The sequence below is a fragment of the Cryobacterium zhongshanensis genome, assembly GCF_022760445.1.
Classification (GTDB): Bacteria; Actinomycetota; Actinomycetes; order Actinomycetales; family Microbacteriaceae; genus Cryobacterium; species Cryobacterium algoricola.
Map to the genome: position 1 here is coordinate 75,534 of NZ_JALGAR010000003.1, position 25,898 is coordinate 101,431.

The window sequence follows — 25,898 nt, forward strand, 5'->3', positions numbered from 1 at the left end:
CGATCACTCCGTGGAGTGGGCGGCGGCCTCTGAGGTGATCGTGTCGACCACCGGTTCCCCACGATACAGGCTCTCGAAAGTGTCGAGGGTGCGATTGATGTCGTGCGCGCCGATCAGCCTGAGCGACTCGTGCTTGAGGGCATCGAGCGCCTCCGGGGCGGCCGTGAGCACGAGCGTGAGCTTGTCCGCAAGGTCCTGGGCGCTTCCGGGTTCGAAGAGGTACCCGTTCTGCTCGTCGTGGACGAGGTGCGGCAACGCCATGGCGTTGGCGGCCACGATCGGCAGGCCTGAGGCCATCGCTTCCATGGTCGCGATGCTCTGCAACTCGGCGATAGACGGCATCGCGAACAGGGTGGCGCGGGTGTACGCGTCGCGCAGTTCCTCATCGGTGACGTACCCGCGGAAGACGACCCGCTTGCTGATCCCGAGGCTCTGGGCGAGGTGCTCGAGGTTGCGCTTCTGGTCGCCGCCGCCCACGATCTCGACCTGGGCATCCAGTTCAGGTGCGAGCAGGGTGACGGCGTGCAGGAGCACATCGATCTGCTTCTCGCTCGTGACACGGCCGACGAAGAGGATCCGGTTCTCGGTGCGCGGCTCGAAGGACGGCGAATAGTTGTGGGCGTCGATGCCGCACGAAATCGCGAGCACGCCCTCGAGTCCGGTGTATTTCTCCAGGAACTCGGCGGCGCGCACGGTCGGGGTCGTGACCGCTTCCGCCCGGCCGAAGGTGCGGCGGGCAGCCTTCCAGGCCATCTTGATCAGTCGCTCGTGCATGCTCTTCGGGATGAGCGTGAACTCGAGCATGTTCTCGGGCATGAAGTGGTTGGTCCCGATGATGCGGATGCCGCGCTTCGCGGCCTCGATCGTGACGCCGCGCCCGATGTTGATGTGCGACTGGAAGTGCACGACGTCGGGCTTGAAGGTGTCGAGGATCCGACGGCTCTCCGCATGGATCAGCCACGGCAGGGCGTAACGGAGCCAGTCGTGCGGGTACCAGCGCCAGCTCTTGATGCGGTGCACGAGGAACGTCTGTCCCTCGTGCTCTTCGGTCCAGGTGCCGTGCTTGGCCGTGGCGGCCGGCGCGAAGACCTGCACCTCGTGGCCGCGCGAGGTCAGGCCTGCGGCGAGACGCTCGGCGAACTTCGCCGCACCATTGACATCAGGGGCGAAGGTGTCGCAGGCGATAAGGACCTTGATCGGCTTTTTCGAACCCGGAGCCACAGGGGTCGAACCTAGTGGCGAAACGGTCGAGTCTGACAAAGTGGTGGTGTCCCAACGTGTGTGGGCCGGAGGTCGTCATCCGGCGGAAATTCGGGCATGGACGGCCAGAATGTGGCCGACTTCTCCTAGCACCCTATTCTAAATCCGCGTGTTCTCGCCCATCCTCGGCGACGGCGCGCCCTATTCCGATACGGTAACGGATGCCTGCGGGTGGTGCCGGGACAGCAGGATGACTCCGCAGATTGCGATCGCACCCGCGAGAGCGAAGGCGAACCCCGCCCAAAGAGGGGCCTGGGCGATCTCGCCGAGGACGACGATGCCGATTCCGACCGCGACCAGCGGATCTATCACGGTCAGGCCCGCGATGACGAGATCGGGCGGACCGGAAGAATAGGCATTCTGCACGAAGTAGGCGCCGAGCGACGCCGCGAGGAGGAGACCGGCGACGCAGCAGAGCGTGAGCCACTCGAAGTTGCCGTTCTGGGTGCGGTTGATGATCACCTTGGCGAGGGTCGCGACAAAACCGTAAAGCACGCCGGCTCCGGTGATATAGAAGATCGCCTTGAACTTGGTGTGCAGGAGCGCGAACGCGAGGATAAAGGCGAGGAGCACCGCGCCGAGCACGATCAGGATCGTGACGAGGTTCTTGTCCGTGACCGGTTTGTCGACGGCGAAGAACGCGGCGACGGTCACGAAGAGTCCGATGCCGCCGACGCAGAACGCGATCGCGATCTTCGACGCCCGGTTGACCGGGGTTTTGGTCACCCGTGCGTTCACGACGGCGGTGATCACCAGGGCGACGGCGCCGAGGGGCTGCACGACAATGATCGGGGCGAAGGCCAGGCTGGAGAGCTGGAAGACGATGGCGAGGCCGAGCATGAGCGTGCCGATCACCCAGGACGGCCGGCGCAGCAGGAGCAGCAACTGATGCGGGTCGAGCCCTCCCGTGACCGCGACGGTGTTGGCTTCGACCTTGTTGACACCCCGGTGCTGGAACTGGGCTCCGAGCGACAGGAAGACTCCGCCGATCAGGGCGAGCGGTATGCCGATCGCCTGGCGAGGGTCGACGGGGAGGTCGACGGTGAAGTCAATCAGGTCGAGGTGCACTCAATGACCCTACGACGGAACAGCCCGATATCCTTGCTGAATGGCCGTTCGCTCAATTGTTATTTTCGGGGACCCCGTCCTCCACACCCCCGCCAAGCCCGTCGAGACCTTCGACCAGGAGCTGCGCGATCTCGTTCAGGACATGTTCGAGACGATGGACGCGGCCCCCGGGGTCGGCCTCGCCGGCCCGCAGGTCGGTATCCCGCTGCGCCTGTTCACCTACGGCTATCTCGACGACGACAACCGGCAGTGGCGCGGAGTCGCGATCAACCCCGAGCTCTGGATCACGCCGGTCCCTGCCGGAGAGGCCGACGAGGACGAGGACGTCGAGGGATGCCTGTCGTACCCGGGCGAGCGCTTCCCGCTGCTCCGTTCCCCCCGGGCGATCCTCCGGGCCGTGGACCTCGACCAGAACCCGTTCGAAATCCATGCGGACGGCTGGCTCGCGCGGATCTTCCAGCATGAATACGACCACCTCGACGGCACGGTGTACGTCGATCGGCTCGAGCACTTCTACGCGAAGATCGCCACGAAGGTCACCCGCAAGCGCGGCTGGGGCGGTCCCGGCCTCGACTGGATGCCGGGCGTCGACAACCTCGACGAGTAGTACCGCTTCGCGGATCTTTCCGGTCGAGAGTGACCGGCGCAACGGCAACTCTCGACCGGAACGGTATCGGTCGATTCAGGTGAGGGCTCGAAGGCCTGCTGCGACGAGCGCGGCCGCGATCACGACGACGATGAAGGGCGCCCGGAGCGCGAACAGGACGACCGCGACGAGAACCGCGGGAACCCGGGCGTCGAGGGTGACCCCGTGTCCCGAGCCGAGCGTCTGCACCGCGATCAGTGCCGCGAGCAGGGCGACGGTGACGAGTTCGCTGATTCTCGCCGGAGCGGGCTTCGTGAGCACCGCAGCCGGGACGAGGTAGCCGACCAGCTTGAGCGCCACACAGGCGATGGATGCCGCGATCACGATCTGCCAGAGCGTCACGTGCCACTCCCCCGCGTCGGACTACCGGGCTGTGTGCCGGGCTGTGCGCCGGCGCGAGGTCCTGCCCAGTTGAACCAGCCGACGACGACGGCGACGAGCGCCGCGGCAAGGACGGGCAGCCCCGGCGCCAGAACGGGCGTCAGGACCGTGGCCACCACGAAGGCCGCCACGGCGACGACGAGGGCCTGCCGTCGCTTCAGGCGCGGCCAGAGCAGTCCGACGAAGGCGGCGGCCGCAGCGGCATCGAGACCGTACGCCCGGGTATCGCCGAGGGCGTTGCCGATCAGCCCGCCGACGAAGGTCGTCAGGTTCCATCCGGCGAACACGATGAGGCCGGTAACCCAGAATCCGCGCCGACTCGACCGCGGTGTCGGCTGAGCGAGCGCGACCGCCGTCGACTCGTCGATCGTGATCCAGGCCGCCGCGATCCGGCGCAGCCAGCCCCGGCCGACGATGGGCGCCGTGCGGATCCCGTAGAGCCCGTTCCGGGTGCCGAGCAGCGCTGCGCCGGCGATCGCCGACGGCCCCGCAGCGACCCCGCCGGCCGCGAGCACGCCGATCAGGGCGAACTGGGATCCACCGGAGAACATCACGAGGCTGAGGAACGCCGTCTGCCAGAGCGTGAGGCCGGAGGCGACGGAGAGCGCCCCGAAGGAGAGCCCGTACGCGGCCGTCGCGACGCCGACGGCGATTCCCTCGCGCGTCGCGACCCGGTCGAGCGCTCGCGCGGCGACGTCCTGAGCCGCGGCGTCCTGTGCAGCGGCGTCCTCGGCGTCGCCGCCGTCGCCGCCGTCAGGGGCAGGGACCTGGGCGGTCATCCGCTATCGGGAAAGGTTCACGCCGTGCACACCGTTGTGGTAGCGCAAGGACGGGAAGACGGCGGACACGGAGAAGCCGACACCGGGGACGGTGCCCGCCGTGAAGGTGCCGCCGAAGAGCTGTGCGCGCTCGCGCATCTGGGTGATGCCCGCACCGGACACGCTCTCGCTGAGCGCGTGCAAGTCGTCGTCGATCGTGTACCGGGTGGCCGCGGCGATCTCGTCGGGGTCTGAGCTCACCCGGCGGGCGGCCGCACGGATGCCGTCGTCGTCGACGAGGAGCTGCAGGCCGTCCCTGGTCCAGGCGAAGGAGACGCTCGCGGACGTGCCGCGGCCGCCGTGCGTGAGGGCGTTGGCGAGTGCACCCTGCAGGATCCGGAAGATCGCGAGTTCGGCACCCGGCTTGAGCGGGAAACGGTCCCCGGATTCGGCGAAGCTCACCTCGAGGCCGGCGTCGCGCATCACCCGGAACAGGTTCCGCGCGGACTGCAGCCCCGGCTGGGGCGTGTCGACGGCCTCGCCCTCGCGCACGATCGTGAGCACCCTGCGCATGTCGGCGAGGGCGACCCTGCCGTCCTCGACGAGGGCCGTCGCGACCCGGACCGCGCTCGCAGGGTCGTTCTCCGCCGTGTACCGGGCGCCCTCTGCCTGGGTGATCAGCCGGGAGACGTTCAGCACCGCGCCGTCCTGAAGCTCCCGGATGATGCCGAGGCGGCCGTTCTGTTCCGCGAGGGACAGTTCGAGGTCGATGCGCATCCGCTCGGCCGCCGTACGGTCGAAGGTGATGCGGCGCAGGCGTACCGCCGTGACGACCCAGAGGGTGAGCACGATCGCGGAGACGACGGCGAGCACGCCGGCTGCGAGAGGCCAGAACTCCACGGTGTCGCCTTTCCAGAACTTCCAGACGAAAAGAGAAAATAAAAATAGAAAAGGCCACCCGGGGTGGAGCCCTGAGTGGCCTTTCGCTCCCCGACTTGGACTCGAACCAAGAACCGTCGCATTAACAGTGCGATGCTCTGCCAATTGAGCTATCGAGGAAAAGCTGGAACAGCGTTTCCGCTTGAACAGCGTTATTACTTTACCAAGAATCGGCCGTTCGCCAAATCGAGGCCGGGAAGCGGTCGCCTCCCGGCGTTCCTGCTACCGGCTCAGTACCCGCGCTGCGGGTCCACGACGCCAACGAAACGCCCGTCGCCGAGGAAGGCGAGCACGTTGAGCCGGATCCGCTCGGCGAGGAGCGGCGCGGTCATCTCGGGCGTGTCCGCGGAGTGCGGCGTGATCAGGCAGCGCGGCTCCGTCCAGAGTGGATGCCCGTCCGGCAGCGGCTCGGGGTCCGTCACGTCGAGTGCCGCGCCGGCAATGCTCCCGGCGGCGAGGGCCGCGACGAGGGCATCGGTGTCGATGAGCGGGCCACGCCCGACGTTGACGAGGTTGGCGTTGCGGTTCATCAGGGCGAGCTCCGGTGCCCCGATCAGATGCCGGGTGTCCGCGGTGAGCGCGGCGGCGACCACGACGACATCGGCATCGGGAAGGACCTCGTGCAGGGCGCTCGTCTGCACGGTGCGCGCCGCTCCGGCCACCGGCTCGGCGGAGCGGCGCACGACCGTCACCGTCGTACCGAAGGGTTCGAGCAGCCGGATGAGTTCGAGGGCGATGCCTCCCGCGCCGATGATCACGACGTGGCGACCGTAGAGGGACCGACCCTCCGGCAGGGTGCTCCAGCTCACGGCCCGCGCCCGCTTGGGCAGCACACGCAGCAGCGCGAGCGTGAGCGTGAAGGCGTGCTCGGCGACGGGCTGGGCGTATGCGCCCTTCGCGCTGGTCCAGAGCAGGCCGGGCCGGTCCTGCTCGGCGAGGAGGTCGCTGAACGCGTCGACGCCGGCCCAGGGCAACTGGACCCAGCCGATGCCGGGGTTGTCGTCGAGGGCGGCGCGCAGCTCCTCCGCCCGGCCGTAGGAGAGCCAGATGAGACCGCGGGTCGCCTCCGAGAGCGGTGCCAGGACTCCCCCGGCCGCCTGCACCGCCCAGGTCGCGGTGTCCGCGGGGTGCGGAAGGATGGCGATCGGCCCGCTCGGCGGCCGCTGTGCGACCGGAACGGCCGTGACCGTGCCGGCCAGGACGGCCTCGTGTTGGGCCGGCTCAGGAATCGCTGTCATGCTGTCCGTCCTTGGTGAGTGCCGCCGCAAGGTCTGCGACGTAGGGATGCCACGGGTCGGCGAAGACCTCATCGATCGTGCCGAGGCCCACGAGAACGCCCTGGTGCAGCACGGCGATCCGGTCGGCCACCCGCCGGAGGACGGCGAGGTCCGAGCTGATCACGACGGCCGCGAAAGCGCGTTCGCGCTGCAGCTCGCCGATCAGGTCGACGACGGCGTCGCGAACGGTGACGTCGACGCCGGCGAGCGGCTCGTCCGCGATCAGGAGGGCCGGGCCGAGCACGAGCGAGCGGGCGAGTGCGACGCGTTGCCTCTGCCCGCTGCTGAGCTCGTACGGGTATTTCGTGAGCAGGGTGAGCGGGAGGCGCACGGCATCCACCATGGTCGCCACGAGCGTACTGAGGGCCCCGGGCTGGTACCGGGCGTCGCGTTCGAGCACGGGCTCAGCGACGAGTTCGCCGACGGTGAGCGTCGCAGGAAGCGTCTGGCCGGCGTCCTGGGCGAGCATCCCGACCTCGAGGGTCAGCCGGGCGAGCTTGCGGCGGCTGATGCCCCGCAGCCGCAGCCCGAGTACGGTCGCCTCGCCGCCGGTGATCTGCGGCCGCACGTCGGTGCTGCCGGCCGATCCCCCGGTCCCGGAGAGCACCCTGGCGAGGGTGCTCTTGCCGGAACCGCTCTCGCCGAGTACCCCGAGCACCTCGCCGGGGTTGACCCGGAGGGTGATCCCCCGCAGGGCGGAGTAGGAGTCGCTCGCGCCATGGGCCGGATAGGAGACGGACAGGTCATCCATCGCGATGGGAAAGGTCCATGCCGCGCCGCGAGTCATACTTCCTATCCTGCCGTACGCAGCTCCCGCAGCTTCTCACGGCGTTCGGCCTGTTCCACCGGGTCAGGGACGGGCAGGGAGGCGAGCAGGCGCTGGGTGTACGGATCCTTCGGATCGCCGAGCACCTCCGCGCTCGTTCCTTCCTCGACGAGCTTGCCGTGGTAAAGCACCGCGATGCGGTCGGCGAGGATGTCCACGACGGCGAGGTCATGGCTGATGAAGAGCGCCGCGAAACCGAATTCCCGCTGGAGTTCTGCGAAGAGCTCCAGGACCCGGGCCTGGACGGAGACATCGAGCGCCGAGGTGGGCTCGTCGGCGATCAGCAGGCCGGGTTCGAGCGCGAGTGCCCGCGCGAGGCTCGCGCGCTGGCGCTGGCCGCCGCTCAACTCGTGCGGGTACCGGTCGCCGTAGCTGCGCGGCAGCTGCACGGCCTCGAGCAGCTCGTCGACCCTCGCCCGCGCCGCGGCCGGGTTCTTCGCCCGGCCGTGCACGATCAGGGGCTCAGCGACGCAGTCGGCGATGGTCAGCAGCGGGTTGAAGCTCGATGCCGGGTCCTGGAAGACGAAGCCGATGTCGCTGCGGAGCTTCTTGAAGGCGCGCTCCTTGAAGCCGTTCATCTGGTGACCGTGCACGGTCAGGGAACCGTCTGTCACCCGGGTGAGGCCGGCGATGGCGCGGCCGATCGTGGTCTTGCCGCTTCCGCTCTCGCCGACGAGGCCGAGGACTTCGCCAGGGCGGATGCTGAAACTCACGCCGTCGACGGCGGTGAAGCCGCCGCGGCCGAGTCGTCCGGGATATTCGATCCGCAGGTCCTCGGCGACGACGACGGGCGTCCCCGCTGCCCAGTCCGGCTTCCGTGCGGCCGCGCGGTCGGCGGCGTGCACGACACCCTGGCCGAGGTGCGGCACGGCGGCGAGGAGTTTCTTCGTGTAGTCGTTCTGGGGGGACGCGAAGAGGGTGCGCGCATCCGCTTCTTCGACGACCTTGCCCTGGTACATCACCGCGACCCGGTCTGCGAGGTCGGCGACGACACCCATGTTGTGGGTGATCAGCACGATGGCCGTGCCGAAGTCGTCGCGGCAGCGGCGGAGCAGGTCGAGGATCTCGGCCTGCACGGTGACGTCGAGCGCGGTGGTCGGCTCGTCGGCGACGATCAGGCCGGGGTCGAGGACGAGGGCCATGGCGATCACGACGCGCTGCTTCTGGCCTCCGGAGAACTGGTGCGGGAAGTAGTTGACCCGGATTTCGGGGTCGGGGATGCCGACCCTCCCGAGGATCTCGATGGCCTTCTTCTTCGCCTCGGCGCGGCCGACCTGGCCGTGGGCCCTGATGCCCTCCATGATCTGCCAGCCGACGGTGTAGACGGGGTTGAGCGCAGTCGACGGCTCCTGGAAGACCATGGAGACGTCGGTGCCGCGGAGCTGGCGGAGCTTCTGCTTGCCGACGGAGATCACGTTGTTCGTGCTCGAGCCGTCCTTGCTGCTCAGGAACACGGCCCCTGACGATGTCGCGGTCTCGGGAAGCAGGCCGAGGATGGTCTTGGCGGTGACGGTCTTGCCGCTGCCGCTCTCACCGACGATCGCGAGCACCTCGCCGGGAGCGACCCGGAGGCTGACGCCGGCGACGGCGCGCACCGCGCCGGCATCGGTCGCGAAGGTCACGCTGAGGTCGGTGATGCTGAGCACGTCGGAGCTGCGCGCAGTGCCGGACACCCGGCCGGCCGGCTCGGGGGCGGTCGTGAATGCCTCGGTCATGACCGGTCCTCGAATCCTTCGTCTGTGAAGCTGTCTATGTCAGCGTCGATCCCGTCGGCGCCGCCCTCGAGGCCGTCGAGGCCGCCAGGGCCGCCCGTCAGCGTGCCGCCGGGTACGACGGAGGTCGCGGCGACGACGGAGACGACCTTGCCGACCGAGCGGCGACCGCGGAGGCGCGGGTCGGCGAGGTCGTTGAGGCTCTCGCCGACGAGGGTGATGCCGAGCACGACGAGCACGATTGCGAGCCCGGGGAACAGCGAGGTCCACCAGATGCCGCTCGTGACGTCCGAGAGGGCCTTGTTCAGGTCGTAGCCCCACTCGGCCGCTGCGCTCGGTTCGATGCCGAAGCCGAGGAAGCCGAGTCCGGCGAGGGTGAGAATCGCCTCGGAGGAATTCAGGGTGAAGATGAGCGGGAGGGTACGGGTGGCGTTCCGGAGCACGTGCCGGAACATGATCCGCCCGTTGCTCGCGCCGAGGACCCGCGCGGACTCGACGTAGGCCTCCGCCTTGATCCGCACGGTCTCCGCGCGGATCACCCGGAAGTACTGCGGGATGAACACGACGGTGATCGAGATGGCTGCCGCGAAGACGCCGCCAACCAGGTCGGACTTACCGCCGGAGATCACGATCGACATCACGATCGCGAGCAGCAGCGAGGGAAATGCGTAGACGGCGTCACAGATGACGACGAGGATGCGGTCGAGCCAGCCGCCGAAATAGCCGGAGACGAGGCCGAGGAACACTCCGGCGAAGATGGAGAGCAGAACCGCGACGACGATGACGAACAACGCGGTCTGGGCGCCCCAGAGCACGCGGGACAGCACGTCGTAGCCGCCGACGGTGGTTCCGAGGAGGTGGGCGCCGCCCGGGGGCACCTGCGCGCCGAACGGACCGTTCGCGTCTCGCAGCTGGCTGAAGCCGTACGGCGAGATCAACGGGGCGAAAATGGCGGTGAGCACGAACAGGCCGGTGATGACGAGGCCGGTGACGAGCATCCCGCGCTGCAGGCCCATGCTCTGCTTCACCTGGTGCACGACGGGGAGCCGGTTCCAGAGTGCGGAGAGGCCGCCGCGACGGACGGGGGCGATGGTGGTGTCTGGTGCGTGGCTCATGGTCAGTACCTCACCCTCGGGTCGATGATCGCGGCGATGATGTCCACGATGAAGTTCGACAGCGCCACGATCACGGCGAGCAGGGCGACGATGCCCTGCACGGCGACGAAGTCACGCGCCTTGAGGAATTCGGAGAGCATGAAGCCGAGGCCCTTCCATTCGAAGGTCGTCTCGGTCAGCACGGCGCCGCCGAGGAGGAGGGCGATCTGGAGGCCGATCACGGTGATGATCGGGATCAGGGCCGGACGGTATGCGTGCTTGGAGACCAGCCGGAACTCGCTCACCCCCCGCGACCGGGCGGCATCCACGTAGTCGGTGCCGAGGGTGCCGATGACGTTGGTGCGCACGAGCCGGAGGAAGACGCCGGCGGTGAGCAGGCCGAGGGCGATCGCCGGGAGCACGGCGTGGGCGAGCACGTCCATCAGCACGGCGGGGTTGCCCGTCATGATCGCGTCGATCGTGTAGATGCCGGTCTTGTTCGGCAGGAACTGCATCTGCAGCTCGGATCCGGTGGTCGCCCGACCTGCGACCGGCAGGACCTTGAACCAGACCGAGAAGACCAGTTTCAGCAGCAGGCCGGAGAAGAAGACCGGAGTGGCGTAGCAGAGGATCGCGAAGATGCGGAGGGAGGCGTCCTGGCCCTTGTCACGGAAGTACGCCGCGACCATCCCGAGTGGAATGCCCACGATGAAGGCGACCACGAGTGCGTAGAACGCGAGCTCGGCCGTGGCGACTCCATAAGTGAGGAGCACGTCGACGACCGGCTTGTTCGTGCTGATCGTGGTGCCGAAGTTGCCGGTGAAGATCTGACCGAGGTACTCGAAGTACTGGATCAGGATCGGCCGGTCGTAGCCGGCCGCGTGGATGCGTTCGGCGAGCTGGTCGGCGGTGAGGCGGCCGCCGAGGGCGGCCGTGATCGGGTCGCCGGTCGCGCGCATCAGCCAGAAGACCATGGAGACGAGGATGAAGATCGTCGGGAAGATGAGCAGGAAGCGGACCGCGATATAGCGACCGATCCCCCCGCCTGGGGAGGTCCGTTTGCGCCGGGTGACCTGGGGGGCCGTCGGGCGCGCTGCCACTGTTGTCATCACTGCCTATCGATCGAGAATGGGAAAGGGGCACCCAGCTTCACGGCTGAATGCCCCCGGTTACACCTGGTGAAACAAGCCGAACTTAGCCCTTCTTCAGCGCCGCGTAGCGGAACTTGAAGGATGCGTCGAGCGTATCTTTGGTGCCGGTGACGGTGCTACCGGTCACGGCGACCTGGGCGCCCTGGAGGAGGGGCAGGGTCGACAGCTGGGCGGCCACCTTGTCCTGGATCTCCTCGATGAGCTTGGTGCGGGCGGCCTTGTCCGTCGTGACGGCCTGGGTCTTGATCAGGTCGTTCACTGCGGCGTCGCTGTAGTGGTTTCCGACGAAGTTGCCATCGGCGAAGAACGGCGTCAGGTAGTTGTCTGCGTCCGAGTAGTCCGGGTACCAGCCGAGCTGGTAAGCGGGGTAGGCGTCCTTCACGCGCTCCTTGGAGTACGTGACGTACTCCGTCGAAGCCAGGTTGACCGTGAAGAGGCCGGATGCGTCCAGCTGGTCCTTGACGAGCGCGTATTCATCGCTCGAGCCGGGGCCGTAGTGGTCGGTGTTGTACTGCAGGTTGAGGGCGACGGTGCTCGTGATGCCTGCGGCCTCGAGGGTTGCCTTGGCCTTGGCCTTGTCCGGTCCTCCGTTGCCGTCGCCGTAGAGGCCCTTGAGGGACTCGGTGGCACCGGTCATGCCGGCCGGAACGTAGGAGTAGAGCGGCGTGTACGTGCCCTTGTAGACCTGCTTGGCGATCTCGGCACGGTCGACGAGGTCGGCGACGGCCTGGCGGACGGCGAGCGACTTGGCCGGGTCGGCCTCGGGCGTCTTGGCGCCGAACGGCTGGGTGTCGAAGTTGAAGACGATGTAGCGGATCTCTCCACCGGGTCCGTCGACGACCTTGACCTTGTCGTTGCCGCGCAGGTCATCGATGTCCGTCGAGGACAGGCTGCGGAAGGCGACGTCGATATTGCCTTCCTGCACGTCGAGCTTGAGGTTCGACGCGTCGGCGTAGTACTTGACATTGACGACATCCGTCTTCGCCGGGCCGAGGTTGCCCTTGTAGTCCTTGTTGGCCTTGTAGCCGATGAGGTTGTTGAAGTCGTAGCTCGTGATGACGTACTGGCCGGCGAAGGCGTTCGCCTTCACGATGTCGGCGTCGGGCGTGATCGCGGTCGCGGAGAAGGACTCCTCGTCGACGATGACACCGGCGGGGCTCGACAGGATCTGCGGGAAGACCTGGTCGTTCGCGGCCTTGAGGGTGAAGACGACGGTGGTGTCGTCGACGGCCTTGACGCTGTCGAGGTTGTAGAGCAGGGTCGACGGGCCGTTGGCGTCCTTGATTTTCAGCTGGCGGTCGAAGCTGAACTTCACGTCGGACGAGGTGAGCTTGTGGCCGTTCGCGAAGACGAGGTCGGGCTTGAGCGTGACCGTGTATTCGGTCGGGCTCGTGAACTCGGCCTTGCTCGCGATGTCCGGCGTCACGTCGGCGGTGCCGTATGCGCTGTTCATCAGGAACGGGAAGACCTGGTTCATCACGGCGAAGGAGCCGTTGTCGTACGAGCCGGCCGGGTCAAGGGTCGTGACCTTGTCGGTCGTGCCGATCAGGAGGGTGCCCCCGGCGGTCGCGGTGGTGCCGCCTGCCGAGCAGCCGGCGAGGACGAGCGCGGAAGCGGCGACGAGCGCCAGTCCCCCGATCAGCCTGGTGCGCCTGGTGGGTGAATATGCCATGTGCGTGAGCCTCTTTCTCTCGAAATGCGGCAGAGGCGGCATGCGAGGGAGCCGCACCTCTGCATTGCTGTATCGAAAGGAATATCACGAAAAACGCAGTTTGCCCGAATTCTCGCCAGAATATTTACCTACCTGCAACACGCGAGGTCTCCTCAGTTACTCGTCCCGCAGGTTGCGCCGCTCGAGTTCGACGCGCATGAGTTCGCGTTGCAGCGCCGTGTACGGCACCCGGTCGGTGGGGTCCGCGCGTTGCAGACGGCCGAGCAACTCGGCCTTCTGGCGGAGGAAGTCCCGATCGATGAGGGCGATGGTGATGTCGCGCACGTATCGTTCGACCTCGCGTTCGGTGCGCTCGGGGAGCGGCGCCATCGCCAGGTCGGTGACCAGGTTCTGCAGGGGAAGCGGCACGTCCGCGACCACGCGCTCGATCCAGTCGGGTGCCGAGAGGGTGTCCAGGTTCGCGGCGATGGCGTCGCGAACGACGGCGAGGGACTGGTGGGCGAAAGCGGTCTGCACGGCCCGTTGCAGCAGTTCGACGCCGACGAGGGCCGGACGCTGGAGCATGGCCATCAGCCCGTCGCGTTCCAGTCGGGTGATCGGGTCCGTGGGCAGTTCGACCATCGAGAAGGGGCGTTCGCGCACGGGCTCGTCGCTCTCGCCGCCTCGGCCGGTGGCGGATGTCCCCGGTGCGGTGCGTGAGCGGGTGAGCGCGGCCGAGACGGCCCGGCCGACCTCGCCGAGCTCCATGCCGAGCATGCGGGCTAGCTCGTGGGTGTACCCCGGCCGGAGGGCGGGGTCGCGGATGTCGCTCACGAGCGGGGCCGCCGCCCGCAGGGCGGAGACACGTCCTTCGACGGTCTCGAGGTTGTACTGGGACAGGAGCTGCCGGATCATGAACTCGAACATCGGCTTCTTCGATTCGATCAGCCGTTGCACGGCCCCGTCGCCCTTGTGCAGGCGGAGGTCGCAGGGGTCGAAACCGTCGGGGGCGACGGCGACGAAGGTCTGCGCGGAGAAGCGCTGCTCCTCGCTGAACGCGCGGACGGCGGCCTTCTGGCCCGCGGCATCCGGGTCGAAGGTGAAGACGACCTCGCCCACGCCGCTGTCGTCGCCGAGGACCCGGCGGAGCACCTTGATGTGGTCGACGCCGAACGACGTGCCGCAGGTCGCGACGGCGGTCGTGACCCCGGCCAGGTGGCACGCCATCACGTCGGTGTAGCCCTCGACGACGACGACCTGGTGGCTGCGGGAGATGTCGCGCTTGGCGAGGTCGAGGCCGTAGAGCACCTGGGCCTTGTGGTAGATCGGGGTTTCCGGCGTATTGAGGTACTTCGGGCCCTTGTCGTCGTCGAGGAGCTTGCGCGCCCCGAAGCCGATGGTCTGCCCGGTGATGTCGCGGATGGGCCAGACCAGTCGGCCGCGGAAGCGGTCGTAGATGCCGCTGGAACCTTCCCGGCTGGAGACCAGTCCGGCGAGGGTCAGCTCCTCGTCGGAGTAGCCGCGGCCACGCAGGTGCCTGGTGAGTTCGTCCCAGCTCTTCGGTGCGAACCCGATCCCGAACCGGGTCGCGGCGTGCGCGTCGAAGCCGCGTTCGCCGAGGAACGTGCGACCGACGGCGGCACCGGCACTGCCGAGTTGCTCGACGAAGAACTCGGCTGCGGCCTGGTTGGCCGCGTAGAGGCGTGCCCGGTTGGTGTGGTCCGGCGCATCCGCCCCGCCGCCCTCGTAGTGCAGTTCGAGGCCCACCCGGCCCGCGAGCCGTTCGACGGCCTCGCTGAAGGTGACGTGGTCCATCTTCTGCAGGAAGGAGTAGACGTCGCCGCTCTCGCCGCAGCCGAAGCAGTGGTAGAAGCCGACCTGCGGGCGCACGTGGAAGCTCGGGCTGCGTTCGTCGTGGAAGGGGCACAACCCCTTCAGGGAGCCGACGCCTGCCGACTTGAGGCTGACGTAGTCGCCGACGATGTCGGCGATATTGGTTCGGGCCTTGACCTCTTCAATGTCGCTTTGTCGAATCAGGCCTGCCATAGCTGAATGTTATCCCGCCGCACGTCCGACTTCGGCACGGGCCGGGTTCTGCACAGGCTCAGTTCTGGATCAGGCGCTCGTACCAGGCGAGCGCGGACTGGTCGGTGAGGCTCGCGACCTGGTCGACGACGACCCGCTTGCGGGCGGCATCGTCCGCGGCGGCGTGGAAGTCTTCCTTCGAGCCGGCGTCGAGGTGTTCGTCTCCGGTGGCGAGCAGCCGGTCGGCGAGCAGAGTCAGCACCTGGCGCTGCTGCTGGTAGATCGGCTGCCGGGTGTTCTTCGACATGACGAAGGCCGCGACGACGCCCTTGAGCACGGCGATCTCGGCTGCGACATTCGGCGGCACCACGACGTGGGCGCCGAACCGCGCGATGCGGTCGGCCGGGTAGGCCTGGCGGGTGGCGTACACGGCCGCTCCGGAGAACCGGCCGATGAGCTGGCTCGTCAGGTTCTTCAGCCTGCCCTGGTCGCGGCGGCCTGCCGTCCAGCCGCGCAGCCACGAGTCGAGGGCGCCGAGGCGATCGTATGCCGCAGCGAGGTCAGCGTGGGAGACGGCTCCGCCGATCCAGGCGTGCATCGACGAGACGAGTTCGGTGCTCGCGCGGCCGTTCAGGGCGGCGAGGTCGAGGTAGCCGTTGACGACGGCGTCCTCGAAATCGTGCACGGAGTATGCGATGTCGTCGGAGAGGTCCATGACCTCGGCTTCGATGCACAGCATCCGGTCTGGCGCACCGGTGCGCATCCATTCGAAGGCGGGAAGGTCGTCCGGGTAGTAGCCGAACTTGGCGCGTCCGCTCGGGTCGGACACGGATTCCCCGGCGGGCCACGGGTACTTGCAGCTCGCGTCGAGGCTCGCCCGGGTGAGGTTGAGTCCGTAGCTGTGGCCATCCGGTCCGAAGACCTTCGGCTCGAGGCGGGTGAGCAGGCGCAACGTCTGGGCGTTGCCTTCGAACCCGCCGATGTCGAGGGACCAGGCGTTGAGCGCCTTCTCGCCGTTGTGACCGAAGGGAGGATGCCCGATGTCGTGGGCGAGGCAGGCCGTGTCGACGACGTCGGGGTCGAGGCCGAGACGCTGGGCGAGTTCACGACCGATCTGGGCGACCTCGAGGGAATGGGTGAGCCGGTTCCTGGCGAAGTCGAGACCCGCGGTCGGACTCAGCACCTGGGTCTTGGCCGCCAGGCGTCGGAGGGCGCTCGAGTGCAGCAGCCGGGCGCGGTCGCGCGCGAAGTCGCTGCGCCGTGAGCTGTGTTCCTCCGGGAAGTAGCGTTCCTCGTCGAAGCTCGTGTACCCCGATTGGTTAGCCACCGCTGGTGTCCCCTTCGCCCTCAGTGAGCCTGGCGCGTTCGGAGCCGACGAGTTCCTGCGACTCGAGCCAGTGCTCGGGCAGGCTGGTCTTCTTCGGGCTGCCTGCCCGGCCACGCGGACCCTCCGCACCGATGCCCGGGTATTCCTGGGTCGGGTCGAGGGTGCCGAGCAGGTCGTCGAGCTGGGCGAGGGAGACGACGGAAGCGAGGCTCGCCCGCAGTTCGCCGCCGACCGAGTAACCCTTGAAGTACCAGGCGACGTGCTTGCGCACGTCGCGGCACGCGCGTTCCTCGCTGTCGAAGAACTCGGTGAGCAGCTCCGTGTGCCGACGGAAGGTGTCGGCCACGACGCCGAGGTTCGGCTGGATGAGCGCGGCGCCGGTGCCCTCCGCGGGACCGAAGGCCGCGGCGAGGTCGCCGAACAGCCACGGTCGGCCGAGGCAGCCGCGGCCGACGACGACGCCGTCGCAGCCGGTCTCGGCGACCATCCGAACCGCGTCCTGCGCGGACCAGATGTCGCCGTTGCCGAGCACGGGGATGCTGGTGATCGCCTGCTTGAGGGTGGCGATGGCCGACCAGTCGGCCTGGCCGGAGTAGTAGTCGGAGGCCGTGCGCGCGTGCAGGGCGATGGCCGAGACGCCCGCGCCTTCCGCGGCCCTGGCCGCCTCGAGGTAGGTGAGGTGGTCGGAGTCGATGCCCTTGCGCATCTTGATCGTGACCGGAACGGCCCCTGCCGCGTTCACGGCGGCTTCGACGATGCTCCGGAACAGACCGAGCTTCCACGGCAGCGCCGCACCGCCGCCCTTGCGGGTCACCTTGGGGACAGGGCAGCCGAAGTTGAGGTCGATGTGGTCTGCACGATCCTCGGAGACGAGCATGGTGACGGCCTCGCCGATGGTTTTCGGGTCCACGCCGTACAGCTGGATGGAGCGGGTCGTCTCGCTCTCGTGGTGGTCGATCAGTCGCATCGAACCGGGAGTGCGCTCGACGAGGGCGCGTGAGGTGATCATCTCGCTGACATAGAGGCCGGCCCCGAATTCCCGGCAGAGCCTGCGGAACGCGGTGTTGGTGATGCCGGCCATCGGTGCGAGGACGACGGGCACGTCGAGTGTGAGCGGGCCGATCCGCAGCGCGGGGACCGCCGCAGGGTCCGTGCGCGAAGCCGTGAGTGCAGGAGTCATTGGGTCAATTCTCCCAGATGCGGGGGGCGGTGCTGACCCGTGCCAGTGACCCGTGCCGATCGAGGCCTAGATTCCGCAGGAATCGCCCTCGCAGCTCCCTGCGCCCGTCTGGCCGAGGAGCTGAATGAAGGGGGTGACGCCGGGTGCCGGAACGGCTGTGGAAACGGAAGCAGCGGGGACGACGATGGGATCGGCCATCAGCGGTTCTCCGCCGATGCCGGGGTAGCCGCTCCGGCCTCGACTTGGTCGGCCTGGGCCTGGCGGAGGGCACCGGCGAAGGCCTCGGGTTCCTGCGCCCCCGAGATGCCGTACTTTCCGTCGATCACGAAGAACGGGACGCCCTGGATGCCGTAGGCGTTCGCCTGGGCGACGTCGGCCTTCACGTCTGCGAGGTAGTCGTGCGCGGTCAACGCGCGGACGACATCCGCCCGGTCGAGCCCGATCTCGGCAGCGAGGTCCGCGAGGTCCTCGATGCGACCGACGTGCCTTCCATCGACGAAGTAGGCCTTGAGCAGGCGTTCCTTCATGTCGAGCTGGCGGCCGTGCGCCTTGGCGTAGTGCAGCAGCTCGTGGGAGATGACGGTGTTGGTCTGGTGCACGGAGTCGTAGTCGTAGTGCAGGCCGACGCTCTCGGCGATGCCGGTGACCCGGGCGAGCATCTCGGTGACCTGGGCGACGGGGAGACCCTTGCGCTCACTCAGGTAGTCGACGGGGCTGCCGGCGAAGTCGACCGGGGTATCGGGGGCCAGTTCGAAGCTGTGGTACTCGACCTCGACGTCCCCGTCGAAGAGGGCAGCCCCCGCCTCGAACTTGCGCTTGCCGATGTAGCACCAGGGGCACTGCACGTCTGACCAGATGTCGACCTTGATAGTTTCGCTCACACCCGATCCAAGGCGCGGCTCCCCCGGTCTATTCCCGCAGTCCCCGCGAGGTGTCGCATGTCGACGATAAACGAACGTCGATTCGCGACACCACAGGGAGGTGTCAGGCGCTCGGGGTGTCGACTGCCCCGCCGTAGCGGCGATTGCGGGCGGCGTAGAGCTCGATGGCGTGCCACAGTTCCGCCCTGCCGAAGTCCGGCCAGAGGGTATCGAGGAAGACCATCTCGGCGTACGCGCTCTGCCAGAGCAGGAAGTTGCTCGTGCGCTGCTCCCCCGAGCTCCGCACGAAGAGGTCGACGTCCGGGAGGTCTGCCGTGTAGAGCTGGCGCTGGATCGCCTTTTCGGTGATGCCGGAGGGCTTCAACCGGCCCGCGGCGACCTCCTCGGCCAGCGCGCGGACGGCATCCGTGATCTCGGTGCGGCCGCCGTAGTTGACACACATCGTCAGGGTGAGCCCGGTGTTTCCCGCGGTGAGACGCTCGGCGTATTGCAGTTCGTTGATGACGGATGCCCACAGTCGCGGCTTGCGGCCCGCCCAGCGCACGCGCACGCCCCAGTCGTTGAGCTGGTCGCGGCGCCGGTGCAGCACGTCGCGGTTGAAGCCCATCAGGAAGCGGACCTCGTCAGGGGAACGTTTCCAGTTCTCGGTCGAGAAGGCGTACACGCTCAGGTGCTTGACGCCGATCTGGATGGCGCCGGCGACCACGTCGAGGAGCGCCGCCTCGCCGGCCTTGTGGCCTTCGACGCGCGGGAGCCCGCGGGCGTTCGCCCAGCGGCCGTTGCCGTCCATGACGATCGCGACGTGCTCGGGCACGACCTTCGCCGGGAGTGCCGGCGGGTACTGGCCGGTCCAGTCGAGCGGCCGGAACGGCACCGCGTCCTTGTGCGTGAACGGCTTCGGCGCGAACGGGTTCAGCGAGCTGGGCTTCGGGGTCATCGACTGACGTGCTCCAAGGATCGGAGGCCCCGGCCGAGGTGCCACTGCGTATACGCGGCGACGACTCCGTTGGCCTGGTTCCTGGTCTGCTCTGGCATGGATTCGGCCTGGTCCCAGTCCCCGGCGAGCAGGGAGCCGAGGAGCAGGATGGTCGCCTTGTCGAGCCGGGGCGACCCGGGGGCGGCGCAGTCGTCGCAGACGATTCCGCCGACCTGGACGACGAGGGCGGAGTGCTCGCCGATCGCGCCGCAGCGCGCGCAGCCCTGGAAACTCGGCGCCCAGCCGGCCATCGACAGGGCACGCAGCAGGTAGGAGTCGAGCGTCAGGCTCGCGCCGTGTTCCTTCCGGGACAGCGAGCGCAGCGCCCCGACCAGGAGCAGGTACTGCTGCAGGGACCCTTCGGCCTCCGTGAGCTTGTCCGCGGTCTCGACCATGGCACTCGCCGCCGTATAGCTGGCGTAGTCACCGGAGATCAGGGCGCCGTACGAGCCGATCGACTCCGCCTGGGTGACGATGTCGAGACTGCGACCCTCGTAGAGCTGCACGTCCGCGACCATGAACGGCTCAAGCCGGGCCCCGAACTTGGAGGCCGTGCGGCGGACGCCCTTGGCGACGGCACGCACCTTGCCGTGCTGGCGGGTGAGCATGGTGACGATCCGGTCGGCTTCACCCAGTTTGTGGGTGCGCAGCACGACGGCTTCATCACGGTAAACAGGCACGTCCTATTCTCCCACCCGAGCGGGCGTTGCGGGTTCGGTTCCGTCCGACTCGCCGGTCGTACCGTTTCCCGCCCGCACACGTCCGCACACGACCAGTCGACGGTCAGGAAACCCTGCGGCGGGTGGTTTCATTGGAGGGTGCCTCCCACCCTGTTCACGATCCCGCTCTGGATCGACCTGACGGCCGTCGCGATCGGCGCGATCCAGGGGGCGATGTTCGCCGGACGGTTCAAGGATCGCCGATTCGACCTGCTCGGCATCGCCATCATCGGCGTCACTGTCGGCCTCGGCGGCGGACTCCTGCGCGACATCCTGCTCGGCGGAGTGCCCGCTGCCCTGCAGAGCAACTGGTACCTGCCGATCGCGGGCGGATCCGCCCTTCTGGGCATGCTGCTGCAAAGCCTCTTCAACCGCCTCGGCCCGTTCATCGTCGGACTGGACGCCGTGACGATCGGCCTCTTCGCCGCCCTCGGGACGAGCAAGGCGCTCGCGCAGGGCCTCCCGGAGATTCCGTCCCTGTTCGTGGGGGTCATCACGGCGGTCGGCGGCTCGGCACTCCGCGACATGATGCTCAATGTCCCGATCGCGGTCATGCACGTCGGTTCGTTCTATGCCATGGCCGCCGGATTCGGCAGCGCCCTTCTCGTCGTGCTCTTCGAGCTGCACGTGGACATCACGATCGCCGCGATCACTTGTGTGATCGTGACCACGGTCATGCGGATCCTCGCGGCACGATACGGCTGGAGCCTGCCGGAACAGCGTGCGATCGGCAGCTGGCCGCGCTGGCGGCGTCGCGTGCGCCCCGCAACGCTCCGCCGCCGTCGCACGCACGACTGACTCCCGCCCCTCCGGCCTCCCCTCGGAGGGGCTGAAATCGGCGGGGATTCCCTCTCGCATTTGTGGGCGCGCGGGGCGACACTAGTGAGAAGAACTCACCTGTCTGGAGGATCCATGAATATGCTGAAGGGCAACTCGCCCGATCCGATGCCGGTACCCAGCCTGATGCCGGTCCTGTCCCGCGGCAAACACCGCACGCCGCGCTCCGGAGCCTGCTTCATGGAGTTCGCGTCCTACCTCGCAGGCGAGGCCTGGAGTGACCATCCGGCGTGCACGCACCCACTGGTCGCCTCGCTCGCCCGCATGGTCAACGACTGCACTTCGGACAGTTCACGTACCCGTCTGGTCCCCCTGATCCCGTCCGTCATCGGCCTCACGGGCGACAACCCCCGGGTTCGGCTGCTGATCGCGGTCAGGGCCGCGACCGCGGCGCTTCCGGTGAGCAGTGCGGATCACCAGCGCGCACTCGCGGTCGGGATCCTCAATTGTGAACGCCAGCTGGAAGGGCTCGACGGCGAGTTGCCCGACGGACTCGCGGCACGCATCCGCACGGCGTTCGACGCGGCGCCGGAGACGGAACGGTGGGCCCGCGAGTTCATCGCCTCGATGGGAGCCTGGTCGCGCACCAAGTTCACCGATCGCACCGCGGAGACGATCATCCGGGTATCGGTCCAGGGCATTGCGGAAGCATGCACCCCGAATCCCGATGACCGGCTGTTCGAGTTGCTCTCCGGGGTGATCGAGGACGCCACTCGAGTGCTCGCTCCGGTCGAGCCGGTCGAGACTCCGTCCGAGTCTGTCGTGCTCGCGGACGACGCGCGAGGAGCTGACGCCCGTCCCGCCCGGATGCGCGTGCGCGGTTGACCGCACGCCGTTCGCGGCTCGTGGCCTCTGCGAGCCGGCGCGGTCGGCACACCGGCGAGAGCCGCGCCTGACCGAAGCCCACGCATATTCGAGATCCACATCGGGGCGATCCGCCGTGCGGCGGATCGCCCCGATGCGTATCCCCGCGGATAGGCATCCTCAGGAAGGCGGTCGTCTTCCCCTGGTCGAGCCGGTTCCTAGGCCGGAACACCTGCCAGGGCGAGGTCGCCCGCCGCCGCACGGATGCCGCGGTTGACCGCAGAGACGACGGCCTTCAGCGAGGCCGTCGAGATGTCGGCGTCGATGCCGACGCCCCAATAGCGTCGCCCGTTGACGTCGAGTTCGACGTAGGACGCGGCCAGGGCGTCGCCGCCGGCGGACATGGCGTGTTCGACGTAGTCGTAGAGGGTGATCGCGATGCCGCGCTCGGCCATGATGCCGAGGAACGCCGCGATCGGACCGTTGCCCGCGCCCTCGACGCGCGCGACCCCGTCGTCGTCCCGAAGGTCGACGGTGAGGTCGACGCGGCCGCCCAGGTCGCTCGAGGTCCGCGTGGAGAACAGTTCGAACCGGCCCCACTTGTCGTCGGGGTGCCCGCTGGAGCTCGGCAGGTACTCGTCGTTGAAGATGTCCCAGATCTGTTCGCTCGTGACCTCGCCGCCCTCGGCGTCCGTCTTGGACTGGACGACCCCGGAGAACTCGATCTGGAGCTTGCGGGGCAGGTCGAGGGAGTGGTCGGTCTTGAGCAGGTAGGCCACGCCGCCCTTGCCGGACTGCGAGTTGACCCGGATCACGGCTTCATAGCTGCGGCCGAGGTCCTTCGGGTCGACGGGCAGATAGGGAACCGCCCACTGGAGTTCGTCGACGGACCGGCCCTGCTCTGCGGCATCGGCCGCCATGGCTTCGAAGCCCTTCTTGATGGCGTCCTGGTGCGAGCCGCTGAAGGCGGTGAAGACGAGGTCGCCTGCCCAGGGGCTGCGTTCGGGAACGGGCAACTGGTTGCAGTATTCGGCGGTGCGCTTGACCTCGTCGATGTTGCCGAAGTCGATCTGCGGGTCGATGCCCTGGGTGAACAGGTTGATGCCCAGGGCGACGAGGTCGACGTTGCCGGTCCGTTCGCCGTTGCCGAAGAGGCAGCCTTCGATCCGGTCTGCGCCGGCGAGGTAGCCGAGCTCCGCCGCCGCGATCGCGGTGCCGCGGTCGTTGTGCGGGTGCAGAGAGATCAGGAGGTTCTCACGCTGGTCGAGGTGCCGGGACATCCACTCGATCGAGTCCGCGTAGACGTTGGGGGTGGCCATTTCGACGGTCGCGGGAAGGTTGATGATGACCTTCCGCTCCGGGGTCGGCTCGAGGACAGCGATGACCTGGTTGCAGACATCCACGGCGAACTCGAGCTCGGTGCCGGTGTAGCTCTCCGGGGAGTACTCGTAGTAGATCGTCGTGCCGGGAACGGTCGCTTCGAGCGCGCGGCAGGTGCGTGCGCCGAAGAGGGCGATGTCGATGATGCCCTGCTTGTCCTCGCGGAACACCACCTCGCGCTGCAGCACGCTCGTCGAGTTGTAGAGGTGCACGATGGCCTGCTTGGCGCCGGAGATCGATTCGTAGGTGCGCCGGATCAGGTGTTCCCTGGCCTGGGTGAGCACCTGGATCGTGACGTCGTCCGGGATGGCGTCCTCGTCGATGAGGCTCCGCACGAAGTCGAAGTCGGTCTGGCTCGCCGAGGGGAAGCCGACCTCGATCTCCTTGTAGCCCATGCGCACGAGCATGTCGAACATGATGCGCTTGCGCTCCGGGCTCATCGGGTCGATCAGCGCCTGGTTGCCGTCGCGCAGGTCGACGGCGCACCAGCGCGGCGCGACCTCGATGTGCTTCGAGGGCCAGGTGCGATCGGGCAGGTCGACCGCGAACTGCTCGTGGTACGGACGGTACTTGTGGATCGGCATCGTCGATGCGGACTGGTTGTTTCTCATGGTCGTGAACTCCTCGCTGGGGTTGGGATAGCCAACAACAAACGCCGCGACGAGGGAGGCCTCAGATTAGGACTCGTCGCGGCAGCGAAGGAGGAGCTGACCGAACAACACAAGGGAATGCTAACACCGATTCCGGCCGGCATCCTGAAAGAAGCCTCAACCGACAGACGACGGATGCCGCACGCGCGACGCGCGCGGGACATCCGTCTCTGCAGCACCGGCCTCAAGCGGCGGCGAGGGCCGCGACCGGCGGTATGGACACCGCCCGACGGGTGGGGAGGATCGTCGCGCCGACGGCGAGAACGGCGGTGCCGGCCACGCACAGGGCGACAAGCACCCAGGGAATCGACGGCGCCACCAGGCCCGCATGCGTGACGGAGCCGAACAGCGATTGCGCCGCCGCCCAGCCGTATGCGACTCCGAGCACGAGGCCGAGCGCGACGGCCGCGACGGTCATCTGCACGCTCTCGGCGAGGATCATCCCGCGCACCTGTCTTCCGGTGAAGCCGAGGGCCCGGAGCAAGCCGATCTCGCGGGAGCGCTGCAGCACGCTCAGCGCCAGGTTGTTGACCATGCCGATCGCGGCGATCAGGGCGCTGAAGCCGACGAGCACCGAGATCACGGCAAGGCTGGTCGACAGGGTCTCCGAGATGGCCGCGCGGTAAGCCGGGTCGTCCATCATCGGCTGCATCATCGTTTCGAAGGTCGAGCCTGCGACTGCGAACATGGTGATGAGTGTCACCCCGATGACAAGTCCGATGGTGGTGCGGGCGGAACGCTCCGGGTGCTGCCTGGCATTGGCGACGGCCAGTCTGGCCGACGCGCTGCCGCCCAGGATCACACCGACCAGGCTCAGCATCGGGGGCATGATCAGGTGCGACCCGAGCACAAGGCCGGTGAACGAGAGCAGCCCGCCGACGAGGCCGAGCAGGACACCGTATTCGGTGACCTGCCCGACCCACACTCCCCCGGCGAGGAACAAAACGCCCGTGGCCATCAGCACGATCGCGAACACGTTGCGGACCGGGCGCCTGGTGGACTCCTCGAGCGAGCGCTCCTGTGCCGCGCCGACGGCCTGCATCGGGCTGACGGCGAGCACCCGGCGGGACCCGACCCACGCCGCACACCAGGTGGACAGCACGACGATCACGACGGGCAACGCGAGCAAGGGCTCGATGAGGCGGTAGCCGAGATCGGGGAGGAGCCCGGCGGCGAAGGCAAGCCGCACCCCGGCGAAGCTCAGCAGGATGCCGGCGGCGGCGCCCGTGACGGCCCCGATGGACCCCACCCTGAGCCCGTCGAGGGCCACGGCGCGGCGCTGGTCGCCAGCACTCGACCCGATCAGACGCATGAGCGCGATCGTGCGGGTTCGACCGGCGATGACGGTCGCCACCGTGTTCGTGGTCACGATCGCACTCACGTAGACGGCGATCGTGATGAACAGGAATGCGACGATCGACAGTGCGGCCCGGACCGCGGACAGCCGGGACAGATCATTTCCGGTGATGACCGTGGCGAGCACGCTCGTCGCTTCCAGGAGCACGACCCCGAATGCCGAGGCGAGCGCAGCCACGAGCAGGCTTGCCCCACGGCCGGCGTGGCCGGTGGCGCTGGCGGTTTCGCTGCCGCTCATGCGTGCTGCTCCATGCCGAGCATGATGCCGGAGATCTCTTCCGCGGTGGACCGTTCCCGGTCCTCGACGACCTTGCCGTCCGCGAGAAACAGGATGCGGTCGGCGAAGCTGGCCGCGATGGGATCGTGGGTGACCATGGCGATGCTCTGGCCATAGCCGGTGCTCGCCGCCTTGAGCAGGGTGAGCACTTCGCGCCCACTCCGCGAGTCGAGGTTCCCCGTGGGTTCGTCGGCGAAGACCAGCTCAGGCCGGGTGGCCAGGGCGCGCGCGATGGCCACCCGCTGTTGCTGGCCACCGGATAATTCGTGCGGACGGTGCCGGAGCCGGTCGCCCAGACCGAGGGAGTCGGTGAGCTGGTCGATCCAGTCCTTCTCCGCCGTATCCGGCCGCCGTCCGTCGAGGGCGAACGGCAGGGTGATGTTGCCCCGCACGTCCAGGGTCGGGACGAGGTTGAACGATTGGAAGATGAAGCCGATCCGCCGGCGGCGCAGCACCGTCAGGTCAGAATCATTCAGGCCGGTGATCTCGGTGTCACCGAGCCATGCGCGTCCGGTGCTGGCCTCGTCCAGCCCGGCCATGATGTGCATCAGGGTGGACTTGCCGGAGCCGCTCGGCCCCATGATCGCCGTGAACTGGCCGCGACGGATGCCGATGGACACGTCGTCGAGCGCCGTCACCGAGGTGGTGGCCGACCCGTAGGTCTTGCTGAGGTGGGTGACTCTGGCCGCGAGGCCGAGTTCGGTCGATGTGATTTCCATGTCT

24 protein-coding genes and 1 tRNA gene are annotated in these 25,898 nt (G+C 68.1%); 3 read left to right on the forward strand and 22 right to left on the reverse strand.

The window, feature by feature from the left end:
• Nucleotides 1–3: 3 nt before the first annotated feature.
• Together MQH31_RS11965 and MQH31_RS11970 are read right to left on the reverse strand one after the other, a co-directional pair.
• Nucleotides 4–1,221, reverse strand: a complete 1,218-nt coding sequence (locus MQH31_RS11965) for a glycosyltransferase (protein ID WP_243012248.1) — start codon at nt 1,219–1,221, stop codon at nt 4–6.
• A gap of 180 nt (nt 1,222–1,401) precedes the next feature.
• The gene (locus MQH31_RS11970; protein WP_243012249.1) at nt 1,402–2,328 is read right to left on the reverse strand and encodes a DMT family transporter; all 927 of its coding nucleotides are present in this window, start codon (nt 2,326–2,328) and stop codon (nt 1,402–1,404) included.
• A gap of 40 nt (nt 2,329–2,368) precedes the next feature.
• On the opposite strand from MQH31_RS11970, the gene def reads away from it, so the two are divergent.
• Nucleotides 2,369–2,935 (forward strand): peptide deformylase, encoded by a 567-nt coding sequence (def, locus tag MQH31_RS11975; RefSeq protein ID WP_134533469.1) that lies wholly within the window; start codon nt 2,369–2,371, stop codon nt 2,933–2,935.
• Nucleotides 2,936–3,010: 75 nt separating this feature from the next.
• On the opposite strand, the gene MQH31_RS11980 is transcribed toward def, so the two are convergent.
• The 17 genes from MQH31_RS11980 to recO form a co-directional block, all read right to left on the reverse strand.
• Nucleotides 3,011–3,316, reverse strand: a complete 306-nt coding sequence (locus tag MQH31_RS11980) for an AzlD domain-containing protein (protein WP_243012250.1) — start codon at nt 3,314–3,316, stop codon at nt 3,011–3,013.
• Nucleotides 3,313–4,134: an AzlC family ABC transporter permease gene (locus MQH31_RS11985; protein WP_243012251.1), complete on the reverse strand. Its 822-nt coding sequence runs from the start codon at nt 4,132–4,134 to the stop codon at nt 3,313–3,315. The genes MQH31_RS11980 and MQH31_RS11985 overlap by 4 nt, the downstream gene beginning before the upstream one ends.
• A 3-nt stretch (nt 4,135–4,137) precedes the next feature.
• Complete coding sequence (locus MQH31_RS11990) at nt 4,138–5,013, reverse strand: sensor histidine kinase (protein ID WP_134533463.1); 876 nt, start codon at nt 5,011–5,013, stop codon at nt 4,138–4,140.
• 86 nt (nt 5,014–5,099) lie between these two features.
• Nucleotides 5,100–5,172, reverse strand: a tRNA-Asn gene (locus MQH31_RS11995).
• Between the two features lie 110 nt (nt 5,173–5,282).
• Entirely contained in the window at nt 5,283–6,290 is a 1,008-nt protein-coding gene (locus tag MQH31_RS12000) for a D-isomer specific 2-hydroxyacid dehydrogenase family protein (RefSeq protein WP_243012252.1), read from the reverse strand.
• The gene (locus MQH31_RS12005) at nt 6,274–7,116 is read right to left on the reverse strand and encodes an ATP-binding cassette domain-containing protein (RefSeq protein WP_198415876.1); all 843 of its coding nucleotides are present in this window, start codon (nt 7,114–7,116) and stop codon (nt 6,274–6,276) included. The genes MQH31_RS12000 and MQH31_RS12005 overlap by 17 nt, the downstream gene beginning before the upstream one ends.
• A gap of 5 nt (nt 7,117–7,121) precedes the next feature.
• The gene (locus MQH31_RS12010) at nt 7,122–8,870 is read right to left on the reverse strand and encodes an ABC transporter ATP-binding protein (protein ID WP_243012253.1); all 1,749 of its coding nucleotides are present in this window, start codon (nt 8,868–8,870) and stop codon (nt 7,122–7,124) included.
• Nucleotides 8,867–9,982 carry an ABC transporter permease gene (locus MQH31_RS12015; RefSeq protein WP_134533459.1) on the reverse strand — a complete coding sequence of 372 codons (1,116 nt, stop codon included), beginning with the start codon at nt 9,980–9,982 and terminating at the stop codon, nt 8,867–8,869. The genes MQH31_RS12010 and MQH31_RS12015 overlap by 4 nt, the downstream gene beginning before the upstream one ends.
• A 2-nt stretch (nt 9,983–9,984) precedes the next feature.
• On the reverse strand, nt 9,985–11,070 hold the full coding sequence (locus tag MQH31_RS12020; RefSeq protein ID WP_134533458.1) for an ABC transporter permease: 1,086 nt from the start codon (nt 11,068–11,070) through the stop codon (nt 9,985–9,987).
• Between the two features lie 85 nt (nt 11,071–11,155).
• Nucleotides 11,156–12,784 (reverse strand): ABC transporter substrate-binding protein, encoded by a 1,629-nt coding sequence (locus tag MQH31_RS12025; RefSeq protein ID WP_243012254.1) that lies wholly within the window; start codon nt 12,782–12,784, stop codon nt 11,156–11,158.
• A 156-nt stretch (nt 12,785–12,940) separates the two neighbouring features.
• Entirely contained in the window at nt 12,941–14,809 is a 1,869-nt protein-coding gene (gene dnaG / locus MQH31_RS12030) for a DNA primase (RefSeq protein WP_243012255.1), read from the reverse strand.
• A gap of 58 nt (nt 14,810–14,867) precedes the next feature.
• Nucleotides 14,868–16,115, reverse strand: coding sequence for a deoxyguanosinetriphosphate triphosphohydrolase (locus MQH31_RS12035; protein WP_134533455.1), 1,248 nt, complete (start codon nt 16,113–16,115; stop codon nt 14,868–14,870).
• Nucleotides 16,108–17,295, reverse strand: a complete 1,188-nt coding sequence (gene dusB, locus MQH31_RS12040) for a tRNA dihydrouridine synthase DusB (RefSeq protein ID WP_134533454.1) — start codon at nt 17,293–17,295, stop codon at nt 16,108–16,110. The genes MQH31_RS12035 and dusB overlap by 8 nt, the downstream gene beginning before the upstream one ends.
• Before the next feature lie 66 nt (nt 17,296–17,361).
• Nucleotides 17,362–17,493, reverse strand: a complete 132-nt coding sequence (locus tag MQH31_RS20690; protein WP_255454343.1) for a hypothetical protein — start codon at nt 17,491–17,493, stop codon at nt 17,362–17,364.
• A complete protein-coding gene (locus MQH31_RS12045; RefSeq protein WP_243012256.1) occupies nt 17,493–18,176 on the reverse strand; it encodes a DsbA family oxidoreductase in 684 nt (227 codons plus the stop codon). The genes MQH31_RS20690 and MQH31_RS12045 overlap by 1 nt, the downstream gene beginning before the upstream one ends.
• A gap of 103 nt (nt 18,177–18,279) precedes the next feature.
• Nucleotides 18,280–19,113 carry an isoprenyl transferase gene (locus MQH31_RS12050; protein ID WP_243012257.1) on the reverse strand — a complete coding sequence of 278 codons (834 nt, stop codon included), beginning with the start codon at nt 19,111–19,113 and terminating at the stop codon, nt 18,280–18,282.
• A complete protein-coding gene (gene recO / locus MQH31_RS12055) occupies nt 19,110–19,832 on the reverse strand; it encodes a DNA repair protein RecO (RefSeq protein WP_134533451.1) in 723 nt (240 codons plus the stop codon). Before recO ends, MQH31_RS12050 begins: the two co-directional genes overlap by 4 nt.
• Before the next feature lie 138 nt (nt 19,833–19,970).
• On the opposite strand from recO, the gene MQH31_RS12060 reads away from it, so the two are divergent.
• Together MQH31_RS12060 and MQH31_RS12065 are read left to right on the forward strand one after the other, a co-directional pair.
• Complete coding sequence (locus MQH31_RS12060; protein WP_134533450.1) at nt 19,971–20,669, forward strand: trimeric intracellular cation channel family protein; 699 nt, start codon at nt 19,971–19,973, stop codon at nt 20,667–20,669.
• Between the two features lie 114 nt (nt 20,670–20,783).
• Nucleotides 20,784–21,533 (forward strand): hypothetical protein, encoded by a 750-nt coding sequence (locus MQH31_RS12065; protein WP_243012258.1) that lies wholly within the window; start codon nt 20,784–20,786, stop codon nt 21,531–21,533.
• A gap of 197 nt (nt 21,534–21,730) precedes the next feature.
• Here MQH31_RS12065 and leuA read toward each other — a convergent pair whose 3' ends face one another.
• The 3 genes from leuA to MQH31_RS12080 form a co-directional block, all read right to left on the reverse strand.
• Nucleotides 21,731–23,503: a 2-isopropylmalate synthase gene (gene leuA / locus MQH31_RS12070; RefSeq protein WP_134533447.1), complete on the reverse strand. Its 1,773-nt coding sequence runs from the start codon at nt 23,501–23,503 to the stop codon at nt 21,731–21,733.
• A 223-nt stretch (nt 23,504–23,726) separates the two neighbouring features.
• Nucleotides 23,727–25,136: an ABC transporter permease gene (locus MQH31_RS12075; RefSeq protein ID WP_243012259.1), complete on the reverse strand. Its 1,410-nt coding sequence runs from the start codon at nt 25,134–25,136 to the stop codon at nt 23,727–23,729.
• On the reverse strand, nt 25,133–25,894 hold the full coding sequence (locus MQH31_RS12080; protein ID WP_243012260.1) for an ABC transporter ATP-binding protein: 762 nt from the start codon (nt 25,892–25,894) through the stop codon (nt 25,133–25,135). Before MQH31_RS12080 ends, MQH31_RS12075 begins: the two co-directional genes overlap by 4 nt.
• Nucleotides 25,895–25,898: the final 4 nt, after the last annotated feature.

Coding starts and splice junctions, on each gene's coding strand:
- def (WP_134533469.1), top strand. CDS start 2,369: ATGGCCGTTCGCTCAATTGTTATTTTCGGGGACCCCGTCCTCCACACC.
- MQH31_RS11985 (WP_243012251.1), bottom strand. CDS start 4,134: ATGACCGCCCAGGTCCCTGCCCCTGACGGCGGCGACGGCGGCGACGCC.
- MQH31_RS12000 (WP_243012252.1), bottom strand. CDS start 6,290: ATGACAGCGATTCCTGAGCCGGCCCAACACGAGGCCGTCCTGGCCGGC.
- MQH31_RS12005 (WP_198415876.1), bottom strand. CDS start 7,116: ATGACTCGCGGCGCGGCATGGACCTTTCCCATCGCGATGGATGACCTG.
- MQH31_RS12010 (WP_243012253.1), bottom strand. CDS start 8,870: ATGACCGAGGCATTCACGACCGCCCCCGAGCCGGCCGGCCGGGTGTCC.
- MQH31_RS12015 (WP_134533459.1), bottom strand. CDS start 9,982: ATGAGCCACGCACCAGACACCACCATCGCCCCCGTCCGTCGCGGCGGC.
- MQH31_RS12020 (WP_134533458.1), bottom strand. CDS start 11,070: ATGACAACAGTGGCAGCGCGCCCGACGGCCCCCCAGGTCACCCGGCGC.
- MQH31_RS12025 (WP_243012254.1), bottom strand. CDS start 12,784: ATGGCATATTCACCCACCAGGCGCACCAGGCTGATCGGGGGACTGGCG.
- dnaG (WP_243012255.1), bottom strand. CDS start 14,809: ATGGCAGGCCTGATTCGACAAAGCGACATTGAAGAGGTCAAGGCCCGA.
- dusB (WP_134533454.1), bottom strand. CDS start 17,295: ATGACTCCTGCACTCACGGCTTCGCGCACGGACCCTGCGGCGGTCCCC.
- MQH31_RS20690 (WP_255454343.1), bottom strand. CDS start 17,493: ATGGCCGATCCCATCGTCGTCCCCGCTGCTTCCGTTTCCACAGCCGTT.
- MQH31_RS12050 (WP_243012257.1), bottom strand. CDS start 19,113: ATGACCCCGAAGCCCAGCTCGCTGAACCCGTTCGCGCCGAAGCCGTTC.
- MQH31_RS12065 (WP_243012258.1), top strand. CDS start 20,784: ATGAATATGCTGAAGGGCAACTCGCCCGATCCGATGCCGGTACCCAGC.
- leuA (WP_134533447.1), bottom strand. CDS start 23,503: ATGAGAAACAACCAGTCCGCATCGACGATGCCGATCCACAAGTACCGT.
- MQH31_RS12075 (WP_243012259.1), bottom strand. CDS start 25,136: ATGAGCGGCAGCGAAACCGCCAGCGCCACCGGCCACGCCGGCCGTGGG.
- MQH31_RS12080 (WP_243012260.1), bottom strand. CDS start 25,894: ATGGAAATCACATCGACCGAACTCGGCCTCGCGGCCAGAGTCACCCAC.